The organism is Acidiphilium sp. PA, assembly GCF_026191915.1.
Lineage (GTDB): Bacteria > Pseudomonadota > Alphaproteobacteria > Acetobacterales > Acetobacteraceae > Acidiphilium.
The window spans coordinates 1-10,903 of the sequence record NZ_JAIMBY010000043.1; the positions used below are offsets into that span (position 1 = coordinate 1).

General features: G+C 57.3%; 9 protein-coding genes and 1 pseudogene. 1 reads left to right on the plus strand and 9 read right to left on the minus strand.

Annotated elements, in window-relative coordinates:
* Positions 1 to 124 precede the first annotated feature (124 nt).
* From AruPA_RS20500 to AruPA_RS20540, 9 genes and pseudogenes are all read right to left on the minus strand, one after another.
* Positions 125 to 517 (minus strand): hypothetical protein, encoded by a 393-nt coding sequence (locus AruPA_RS20500; protein ID WP_265638602.1) that lies wholly within the window; start codon positions 515 to 517, stop codon positions 125 to 127.
* Positions 518 to 547: 30 nt separating this feature from the next.
* The gene (locus AruPA_RS20505) at positions 548 to 1,294 is read right to left on the minus strand and encodes an ISL3 family transposase (protein WP_265638603.1); all 747 of its coding nucleotides are present in this window, start codon (positions 1,292 to 1,294) and stop codon (positions 548 to 550) included.
* An 83-nt stretch (positions 1,295 to 1,377) separates the two neighbouring features.
* Positions 1,378 to 2,676 carry a glycosyltransferase family 1 protein gene (locus tag AruPA_RS20510; RefSeq protein ID WP_265638604.1) on the minus strand — a complete coding sequence of 433 codons (1,299 nt, stop codon included), beginning with the start codon at positions 2,674 to 2,676 and terminating at the stop codon, positions 1,378 to 1,380.
* Between the two features lie 13 nt (positions 2,677 to 2,689).
* The gene (locus AruPA_RS20515) at positions 2,690 to 3,922 is read right to left on the minus strand and encodes a hypothetical protein (RefSeq protein ID WP_265638605.1); all 1,233 of its coding nucleotides are present in this window, start codon (positions 3,920 to 3,922) and stop codon (positions 2,690 to 2,692) included.
* Positions 3,919 to 4,596, minus strand: a complete 678-nt coding sequence (locus tag AruPA_RS20520) for an ABC transporter ATP-binding protein (protein ID WP_265638606.1) — start codon at positions 4,594 to 4,596, stop codon at positions 3,919 to 3,921. Before AruPA_RS20520 ends, AruPA_RS20515 begins: the two co-directional genes overlap by 4 nt.
* Positions 4,593 to 6,167, minus strand: coding sequence for a tetratricopeptide repeat protein (locus tag AruPA_RS20525; RefSeq protein WP_265638607.1), 1,575 nt, complete (start codon positions 6,165 to 6,167; stop codon positions 4,593 to 4,595). Before AruPA_RS20525 ends, AruPA_RS20520 begins: the two co-directional genes overlap by 4 nt.
* A gap of 4 nt (positions 6,168 to 6,171) precedes the next feature.
* Positions 6,172 to 7,305: a polysaccharide biosynthesis/export family protein gene (locus AruPA_RS20530; RefSeq protein WP_265638608.1), complete on the minus strand. Its 1,134-nt coding sequence runs from the start codon at positions 7,303 to 7,305 to the stop codon at positions 6,172 to 6,174.
* Between the two features lie 14 nt (positions 7,306 to 7,319).
* Positions 7,320 to 8,675 (minus strand): hypothetical protein, encoded by a 1,356-nt coding sequence (locus tag AruPA_RS20535; protein WP_265638609.1) that lies wholly within the window; start codon positions 8,673 to 8,675, stop codon positions 7,320 to 7,322.
* Positions 8,675 to 9,034 (minus strand): annotated as a pseudogene (locus tag AruPA_RS20540) (cupin domain-containing protein); the annotation flags it as partial. The pseudogene AruPA_RS20540 and the gene AruPA_RS20535, both read right to left, overlap by 1 nt.
* 396 nt (positions 9,035 to 9,430) lie before the next feature.
* On the opposite strand from AruPA_RS20540, the gene AruPA_RS20545 reads away from it, so the two are divergent.
* On the plus strand, positions 9,431 to 10,765 hold the full coding sequence (locus AruPA_RS20545) for an NAD(P)-dependent oxidoreductase (protein WP_265638610.1): 1,335 nt from the start codon (positions 9,431 to 9,433) through the stop codon (positions 10,763 to 10,765).
* The last annotated feature ends 138 nt before the right edge of the window (positions 10,766 to 10,903 follow it).

Genomic DNA, 10,903 nt, shown 5'->3' on the forward strand with positions numbered 1-10,903 from the left:
GATTGCGGTCGCCGATAATGGCGAGCAGTCGCTCGCGATCTCCCACAGGGACGATGACATTGACAGTTTGGGCCATGCCACACGATTCGCATGTCCTGCTAAAAATGTGAATCTTATGAAAGCGTCAATGCACTAGATCGCCAAATCCGTCTCCGCGCCGCCACGGCGAAAGATATTCGGCGAGGCGCGAACGGCAACCAGTGTAGCCAAGGTTTCTGATCTCATCGTGAAGCAGGTCAATTTTAGTTATACCCTCCGCCCAGCGCTGCGCCAGAAAGGCGTGATAGTGCGCCGGGTGGGTCGGCTTCAATGCCGCCCGGTTGCGCTCCGGCAATCTCTCAAGGCGCACCCATTTGTCGACACGCTTGCGGCTGAGACCGGTCACCTGAACGATATCCGCCACGGTGCGGCCGATGCCGTAGAGAGTGCGAACTTGGGTGAACTGTGTCTGCAGGGTGGGGCGGGGATCTGGCTTGGACGCCGCCTCAGTGGGTTTCGTTGCGGCCTCACCGAGCAACTGGTCCTTAAACCGACGGATTGGATTGTGCTAGCGGCTCATCTGCTGCTCTAGCCGGCCTCGAAGGTTATCAATCAGATGGAAACGATCAGCCACTTGCCGCGCTTTGGGTGCACCCAGCCGACCGCCTTCGGCGTAGAGGCCGTGCCGGTCACGGCAGATGATCTCGATGCCCGGACGACAATCCAGCCATCGGGCAACGCTGGCGGATGATCGATCGGCGAGCACATCCACGACGGTTCTGGTCTCGAGATCGACCATAATGGTCCCGTAGTTCTGGCCCTTGGTCCAAGCCCAGTCGTCAATGCCAAGCACGCGCGGCCATCGCAACGCTGCCGGTTCTGATCGGCCTCCCTTGAGATGGCGCAAGATGGTGTTGTCGCTGGCGGCCATGCCCAAACGGCCGAGCAACCGTTCGGCGGGCCGGCCGCCGGTGCCGTGACCGAACACGCGAAGAATTTCCGCAAGCCTGTTTGTCCAGCGGGCATGCGGGATGGCAACATTTTGCAGCCTTGTGGTGAATATCCGCCGCTCGCATTGCGGGTTGCGGCACCGCCATCGACTGGTGGCCACGCGTACCCGTACAGGAATGCCTTGGACCGGCAAGTCGCGAAGGACCCGGGTATAGCGGCTGTGCCGCGAAGTCGACACGGTCTGGCAATTGGGGCAAGCGGGTTCTGATTCGGTCTCGGCGTCGATCAGCCAATGGTCTTGGGCCCATGCAGTACCGCATATTCGCAGACCGTCTTTGGAAAGAGGTATGAAGTCTTTTGTCATCCCAGAGATATGGGCACGGGCGATGTGTGCCCCAAAGTAGACCTGCACCAACTTTGACGCAGAGCCCTTTTTTCCAGTTGATTCTATCTCGTCAGAGCGAAGTTGTCCTTGGATGACGTCATGACGATTCTCTCGTGCCCTGCGACCGTGTGGCTTCTCTCGACCTCGAATGCTGCTATCGATTCGATGAATTCCACAACGTCTTTCATGTGATCCGACCATTTTGGCGGATTCCATTGGGCCAGCTTCCTTGTCTGCTCGGTTCGGCAAGAAGATCGATCCGCACTGTAGGACATGACGGCTTTCTCCCAACCGGGTCCGTCGAGCGGATCGAGAAAAACCGGAATATCGCCGCCGATTTCGCGATGAGCAGAGATGTCGCTGCATATCACCGGAACCCCAAGTCCCATCGCCTCGGCGACCGGCAGGCCATAGCCCTCGATGAACGAGGGCATCAGAAGGGCGCGACTGCCGAGCAGGATGCTGCCGACTTCCTCGTCGGACAGAATCCCCATTTCGGTCACGACGTTTCGGATCGCATCGCATCGTTCGAGCATGTCGAGAACATGTTCGTTTTCCCAACCGCGGCGTCCGATGATCAGGAGCCTCGGCGTGTTCTCCTCGCCGTATCTTTCGACCATGCGGCGCCAAACATGTAGGAGAACCATGTGGTTCTTGCGCGGCTCCAGTGTTCCAAGACAAACGAAATACGGTCTGTCATCGACTTGTTTGTAGGGGGTTCGTCGAATGTCGTGGATGGTTACGCCGATCCGGCTCGACATGATAGGAATTCCCCCATTCGTCCATTTTTCGATGGCGACTCCCGTGGTTTCGGAATTTGCGATGATCCCACCTGCATACCTGATGGCGGTTTCGAGACGGGCACGGTGATGATTGGTCCATGCGGGTGGCACGTATTCCGGATGTTCGAGCGGAATCAGATCGTGGATCATCGGCACGAACACGGCGCCGGCTCGCTTCAGCATGCGCCCGATTACGAGGGGCCACTGTGTCGGATGCATCGACGTGTTCACGTAGATCGTACGACGGTTGGAATCTCTTCTCCGCTTCGGTACGAGCGGAGCGGTCAGAACGCTGCGAACGAGGAGAAGTCCGCTGCTGATCCGCAGCGTTTCGAGGGTTCCGTCATGCCAGCATTTCGAGACCATGATGATCATCCGTCGTATCTGATAGTCGGGCAGCATTCTGAAGCTGCCGGTCCAGTAGTCGATCGCCACGAATCTGATCCGATCCGGAATCGCTTCCAGGAAATGTTCGGCGTAGGCTATGTCGACCCGATCGATCCCCGTCATCGTCCCGCGGAAGACGCGCCACAGCATCCTCGAAACATCGAACCAGACTTCCGGCTTGGCATTCTGCATCTAACTATTCCGGTTATTCGAAGTGATCCGTCACGGTCGAAGAGAGCACGGACAGGATCAGCCAGAGCATGAACCCGATGACGCCGGCTTCGCAGGCCCAGATCCACGCGATCGGATAGGTCGATTCCTGCGGTAGGTTCGGATCGACAATCGATTCGAGATAGACCTGCTTCTGGTTCGCGCGATCCGTCGCGGACTGAAGCGCCTCCATGTCGGAGGTGTAGAGCTTCAGATCGAGACCCTCCTTGATCTTCAGGTCGTCGTATCCTGTTAGCACAGAGGCAAGCGTCTTCGAGTTTTCCCCGTCCGTAGCCGAGGTCATGTTGGAGCCGAGGTGTCCGATCTCAGCATGAATGGCGCCAATCCTCGCGTTAAGCGTTCTGATCTGGGGTGACGACGGTGTTTGTCCTTGAGTTTCCAGCGCTTGGACGGTCGCCCGATCCTGGGCCAGTTCGCTGGCCAGCCTACTGGTCACCGATGTATTCGCGCCCGCCGTCAACTGCGGGAAGACGATCGCATGGGCGTTCCGGTACGCTGCCAGCTGCATTTCCGAGGCCAGCAGCTTTTTCTTCCGCTCTTCGGCACTCTTTTCAGCGTAGGCCAGCGCATTCTTCCTTGCCTGATCGGACATGCGGTTGACCAGGGCTTCGGAGGCGCCGAGCACCTTCTCCGCGACGCTTCTCGCGTCGGTCGGCGAGAACGAGCGTACATCGACCGTGATGATGCCGGAGGTCATGTCGAAAGACGGCGACACGACCCGGCGCCAGTAACGTCGATCCATCTCGCTGGATGCGCGGCCCGGAAGACGGGCGAGCCAGTCGATCTTCGGTCCGGAATAGATCGGCGGCAGCAGCTTGGCGGCATCGATGTCCGTCAGGATCTGATAGCTCCTGATGTACTTGACGACGGCTTGGCTGTCCTCGATTATGCCGAGCATCGGGTTGCCGCCGCCCATCATCGAGGCAAGCGACGACTGGGCGCCACCGGTCGGACTCTGCTGGCGCACCACGAAGGAGAATTCGCTTCGATACTGGGGTGTAGCGACGAATCCGGCGTAGAGTCCGGCGACCATCATCGGCGCGAAGGTCGACGCCGCCATGATGGCCAGGCGAATCCGCAGACGCCTCGTTTTCCTGGCCGCCGCTGTTTCGCGCGAAGGTGGCGGACGCAATTCGGGCTTCCGTGCCGAACCTGACCGATCGTCCGCGATCTCGGATTCGCGTGATCTTTCGACGATGTCGCTCATGACGCCCTCTCGATCATATGCTGCATTCTGTTCCGGTGCGTTTCGAGCGCGTCCTCGATGGCGTCGAACATGATTATCTCGCCATCCGCCAGAACCGCCCCCATGTCGCACCATCGCCGGATGGTCGTCTCGTCGTGGGACACGATTACGACATTCGAGTTCGACATCCTGTCTTCGAACGCGTGCAGGCATTTCTCTCGGAACGCCGCATCGCCGACCGCCGTGACCTCGTCGATCAGATAGGTGTCGAACTCAATTGCGAGGCAGGCACCGAATGCAAGTCTTGCGGTCATTCCGCTCGAATAGGTCGAGACCGGCATCCTGAAGTAGCTGCCGAGTTCCGCGAACCCCTCGACGTATTCGACGGCTTCCTTGGGGTCGGCGCCATAGACCCGCGCCAGGAACTTCACATTCTCGACGCCGGAAAGATTCGGATGGAACGTGCCGCCGAATCCGAGCGGAAAGCTGACATCGCCAGCTCTGACGATCCTGCCGCCGTCCGGCATCTCGACACCGGAGAGCATCCTGACCAGCGTCGATTTCCCGCTACCGTTCACACCGAGGATGCCCACATTCCGTCCGGTCGGGAAAATCGTATCGACGTTCCGCAGGATGACCCTGTGACCGCCATCGTCGGTCCGGTAGGATTTCGACACGTTCCGGAGATCGATCATCTGTGCCGCTCGATGCGACGACGGCTGATCTGTTCTAGCGACAGGCCCGCGGCCAAGGTCACCAGCATGACGATGGTGAGGTAGGCGGGATGTATCCACGTCGGATGGTAGTCCCGGTAGAAACCCGACCTGAAGAGTTCGACCGCCTGGAGGACCGGATTCCATATCAGGATGCGGTGCGCCTCTTCGGGCATCGAGATGGGCGAATAGTAGATGCCGGATGCGAAATAGAGGAGCCGGACGAGGGCGCCGTACCATGTCTCCCACGAATGCATGAATTCCCGCAGGACGAAATTGATCAGACCCAGGCCGATGGCGAACAGCCACAGAAGACCGATCGCGCCGGCGATGACGAGGATGTGGTGGGGCCACGAATCGAATCCGACTGCACCGAAGGCAGCGAAAACGATGATGGCGACCGCGGTTTCGGTCACGATGTTCAGTACGGCTTTCGCCGCGACGATATCGGTTTGGCGGATGCCGGGCAGCATGAGAAGGGACCCGGCACCAGCCCGCGTGTTCATCGCCTCCATCGAAAGATGGGAGAACATCAGATACGGCATCAGCCCGGTGCAGTAGAACAGAAACAGGGAATCGCCGACAGGCGGGGGGGATTCGTTGAAGAAAGCGAACAGGACCCCGAGGGTCATCAAATGGGAAATCGGCTCGAAGACGGCCCAGAAATAGCCGAGTTTCGATTTGACAAACTTCGTCTGCATGTCACGGCGCAGCAATGCGTCGATCACCGAGAGCCGCTTGCCGATCTTACCAAACAACGTGCTCGGATGCCTGATCCGTTCCGTTCGAGCCGTTCTTGAGAGGTGAGTGCCGATCGATCCGAACGAGGTCACGATGCCGAGTCTCTTGCGGACGTTATCGAGATGCCTGACGGCCTCTTCGTCGTTCGGATCGAGCGCGACGGCCCGTTCGGCTTCGATCAGGGCGACGTGGAGCTTGTCGCCGCCGAGGAAATCGTAGATTCCGGATGCGGCACGATGGATGCGGGCGTCACCGGGAAACTTCGCTTCGGCTTCGTTCAGGACGGCGATCGCGTCGCCGTGCCGTCCGCGGGCCACCAGGTTGGAGGCCAGATTGATCCGATATTCTGCATTCTCCGGATCCCTCTGCACGGCGTGTCGCGCGGCGGTCACGGCCTCGGCGGTCCGACCGAGACAGGTGTAGGCCGTCGATAGGATGCGATGCCCGATTGCACCCGATCCGTCGAGTTCGGACCAGCGCGACAGATAGTCTGCAGCCTCGCGATATCGTCCGACCGATGCGAGGAGCCCGCCGAGGTGGATGAAGGCTTCCAAGTTCGATGGATCAAGGGAAACGCTACGTTCGCCTTGATCTATGGCACCATCCCGATCGCCGGACACGACTAGAAATCCGCTCAGTGCACGAGCCGCCCTGGCATTCTGCGGTGCGATATCGCACGCCGTTCTGGCGATCGAGACGGCAGCATCGACATCGCCGCGATTCATCGCCAGTTCGCCCTCTTCAATCAAAGCAGCGACATTATTCGTATCCCGCATCGCCGAAGAGGCGGCATCTTCGCTGCGGTCCGTCATCCCGTCAGTATCCCGCCCCGAAGTTGCGCGGAATAGCGCCGATATTGCTCACGCCTGAAATTGTCTGGAGCACCTTCGTCAGATCGGCGACAGGCGCATCGCTGACATAGATGACGTCGTCCGGACGAACCCGGAACAGATCGGCGGCGAACAGGGCATCAGGTGTCGCCATGTTCAGCCGGAATACGACCTGACCGGTTGTAGATCCGGTGACGCCTGGGTCGATACGACGCGTGATGTAGGCCGGTTCCCGGCGGAAGACAAAGACGCCACGCGGTGCCGCAAGATTGTCGTTCAGTCCTCCGATCGTTGCCAGTGCCCGCGTCAGCGAGATCGATCCGGCGTCGTACGGACGCTCTCCCGGCGCGTTCACCGCACCGAGGGCGTAGTAGTAGCGATTCTGTGGCATCACCATGATCTGATCGCCGGGAGATACGCGTACGTCGAGGGCACCGTCATTGACGAGACTGCTCAGGGAAACCGCCACCGGGATGCCTCGACGCGTAATCCTGACCTCCCCAGCGTACTCCGGAATGCTCACACCGCCCGCGAGCGAAATGACGTCGAGCACTGTCCTCGATTCCGGCGACAGCTTCACACGTCCGGGACGGGCGACGCTGCCCTGAACGATCACGCCGGATCCCAGATCGGTATCGTCGAAGACGGAGACCTGGATGTCGTGGCCTTCCGCGGACAGCCTGCCCTGAATGATTTCGGAAAGACGGTTCGGCGACATTCCGATCGCCCTGATGGTTCCCACGTAGGGAACGACGATGTTGCCCGAATCATCGACATCCGACTTGACGCTCAGACCTCCCTGGCCGAGCAGGGTGGTTCCGGACGGATTCGGCTCCCACATCGTGATCGTCAGGACGTCACCACGCGCGACGACATCGATAGGCGCCGGGCGCGGCAAGGCCTCAAGCCTGATTTCGGCTGTCCTGACGTAATCCGATTTGAAGGCAAGATTAGCGGCAACTGCGGTTCCGGTCGTCAGATCGATCAGCGCATAATCGGGTGCCTTCATATTTCCCGCATGCACGATAGCGCTCGTGGTCGGCCCCGATCTCGGCAAATCGGCGCAACCTGACAGGAAAAGAGGCGCGACGCCGAGAAGAAGGAGAATGCGGCTGTTCATGAAATTCAGGCTTTTTATGCGGTTCGAAGATGCGCTTGTGGCTCGAAACCTAAGGCTTTCAGATACACCTTTCTGTTCGTGTCAACATTGTATTCGAGGTGTCGTCCATCCGGATCGATGGCCGGGTCGCTGCCGATCAGCTGCGCCAGATGAACAAAATTGCCGATGTCGAAGAATTCGATCTGACCTTTGTGGTACATTTCGTACTGCATGAAGGCGAGCGTCCGACTTGCGATCACCCTTGCTTTCATTTCAAGAGCAATCGCCACCGGACCCGAAGAAGACTGACCCACTTCGAGGTACGGCAAGACGACGCTGTCGCAATAGGCCATCGCGGCGGCGAAATCGTCGTCTGACAGCGCGCCCATGAAGTGGATTCGTCCGTTCAGGTTCTGGGGATGATTCATGATCAGGGAGGCCGGATCGCCTGAAGAGTTGACCTGACCGAAGGTGTCCTTCAGCGACCTGGCGACGGTGACGTCAATCCGGGCGGCCTTGATCAACGAGTCCACGTATTTGTCGATCGGCTCCTCCTTCCGGATTCCTTGCGGATGGACGCCACCGAAGATCAGGAGGTGATAATTGTCCGGTAGTCCGTACATTGCCCTGATCGCGGTCTCAAACCCCTTGTAGCGAGACAGGAAGCCGAACGTTCCGACAAATTTCGTACCTTCCGGAAGATGCGCCAGAGTGGGGAACATCGTCCTCGAAACCGTAGCCTTGACGCGATCGACTTCCAATTCGTCCATATATGCAAGCGGATGGTGCTCAACCCCTTTCAGACCGTATACGTCGCGCAGCAGACGCATGTCGCGCTTGTTGTGGACGATGATCGCGACGTCCTTTTTTTTCTGCGTCTTTCGCAGCATCCGATACACGCCGAAGCTCAAAACGCGTCCTCGCAGATTCATACCTACCAAAGCTAAGGCGCGATCAATTCTTCCCTTCAAGGCTTGATGCCACGCATCGCTCAAAGCGGAGTTGTCGCTGTCGAGGATCGTATGGAATGTGATGCACATACGTGGCGAGGCTTTGACGATCTTCGACAACCGCGAAAGAATGCGATCCGGCGTCTTGCCGAACGTGCCGTGTTCCAGCTGGATGTTGACGGCGTCGAATTCCGGCAGCTTCGCCGCGATCTCGTTGATATGCTTTTCCGCCAATTTGATCACCGGACGGCGCGTGTTCCGCAGCAAATACTGGTCGAGATCGAACACGGTGACATCGGCAACGCTCGACAATTGGCGCCTGACCGCCTTCGTGTACCCCGCAATTCCACACAGCTCGTTGAACGTGCTGACGATGGCGATCTTCGGACGCGTCCCGGATGCGGCATTCACGGAAACCGGTTCCGGCATATTGGAATCCATCACGCTCTACCGTATTCGTCTTCGAGACGGATGATATCGTCCTCGCCGAGGTAGGAACCCGTCTGCACTTCGATCAGAACGAGGTCGATCTTGCCCGGATTCTCAAGGCGATGGACGCATCCCAGCGGAAGGAATACGGATTCGTTCTCGTGGGCGATGATCGACTCGCCGTCTCTTGTCACGATCGCCGTACCGGAAACAACGACCCAGTGCTCCGACCGGTGATAGTGTTTCTGGAGCGACAATTTCTTGTCGGGAAGGACGGTGATCTCCTTGACCTTGTAGCGTTTGGATTCTGAAAGGACGCGATAGTTTCCCCATGGGCGTTGGGGGTCGCCGTTACGGGCTTCGATCTCCGGGAAGTTCGAAAGGCAGTTAGCTTCATTTGCTGCGAGCAAAAGTTTTAATCCCACTTTAATTTTAGCTCTGCGACCTTGTTTTCTTCGAAAAAGAAGAAAAAAGCTTATAAAATCCAATAAATTGAACCATCAGATCACTTCAACGCTCCAGGAAATAAAAACTACCTTGCGTTGAGTTATAGAATAGGATGACATCCTTAGGCAAGCGGTTTAACGGCTAGTTTCGTTCAACGCGCGCCTATCAGCGTGACATTCTAGACCACTAGTTGTATTATTGCTAAAAGGGTGGCCGTTGTTCGACCGCGACAATTTCCCGTTCTCTGGCTCCCTATCTGAGTTCCAAAAGCTATTTTCTGATGACTCGGCTTGTGCCGCATACTTGGGAGCGCAAACTACGTGTTACTGGTCATGGGCGTTAAGCCGATAGGCACGATTCAACGCTCTGAACTGACCGCTCACTGGTTCCGATATGCAACACAGGGTGGAAAATTTACGGTCCTCATGTCCTGCTTCTCTATTGCTCGATTGCGCTACGTCGAACACTTTCAACACGACCGACCAATTGCGCTCCGTCATTCCCACCAGCACGTCCGGCTCTCTGATACCGGTTATGCAGTGATCCGAACAAAACCAGATTGGGGAATGGGCTACTTACGCATGGATGGATTTCGTCCAAACGACCTAACAAAAAGGTCTTATTTTACCAATACATCTTGCGAACGTCCTGTGATAAAGAGCGGTGCAGGACATTTCTGTATCGTCGCGCTTTGTGCGAAAAAAGTTTTAATGAAGAAATTGTTTGTTTTCGGGGAACGCGGATTCGTCGCGCGCCGAATGATCGAAAGAATTTCGAAAGACCGCCATGATATCGGAACGGTCGGCGCCCAAGCCGACATCACAGATCGATCGCGCCCGAAAGAGACTCTGAAGCGAGAAAAACCTGACATCGTTCTTAATCTGGCCGGGGTATCGTCTGTATCTGCGGCATCCAGAGATCCCGAACGCGCGTGGCTAGTTAATTGTGAAGGCGCCAGGATCGTCGGCTCCGAAATTTTGGAGACGGCTCCGCAGACCGGGCTGATCCAAGTCTTTTCGGGAGAAGTCTACGGAGAACGATTCCTTCGTGATGGGTACGCGACAGAAGACGACGCGCTGAAACCGATAGGGGCCTACGCAGCTTCGAAGGCCGCTTCGGAGATGGCCCTAAACGGGATGAAATCGTCGGGCCTTGATCTGGAGATTTTCCGACCCCTCACCCACATTGGCCCCGGCCAAGCCGGTGGTTTTGTCGTATCGAATTTCGCGCAGCAGTTCGAGAAGATGAAATCCGGTGCGAAGTCACCCATCCTCCACGTAGGGAATATTGATGTCCGTCGGGATTTTCTCGGCGTCCAGGACGTGTGTTCAGTGTATCTTTTGGCCATTGATGCATTCAGGAGCTTCGTCGGCGAAACCTTCAATGTATCTTCGGCATCTACGATCAGCCTTTCTGACATCATCAGGATGATGTCAGAAATTACCGGTGTCGACGTCGAGATCGTGGTCAAACGGGGGACGGCGAAGAAGCTTCGACATTCCGAATATGACCATGAGTTCGTCCAGATTAAGAAATCTCGGATGGAAACCCGTCGTCGATATCCGAATGACGCTGTGCGACACTATCGCCTACTGGGAAGCCTTTTCTTACTAGGACCCAGACATTTCACGAATCAAGGAACATACCCACGATGACCAGGGGATTCGCATTTGGATTTCGGTGGATTGAGCAGGTGAGGTTGCGGCGGACGTGATGATGGATTCCAAGGATGGGATTCATCTCTGAGGTGCCCGATGGAAAATTTTATCGCCTGCTTTGCCGAGGTCGTCGAT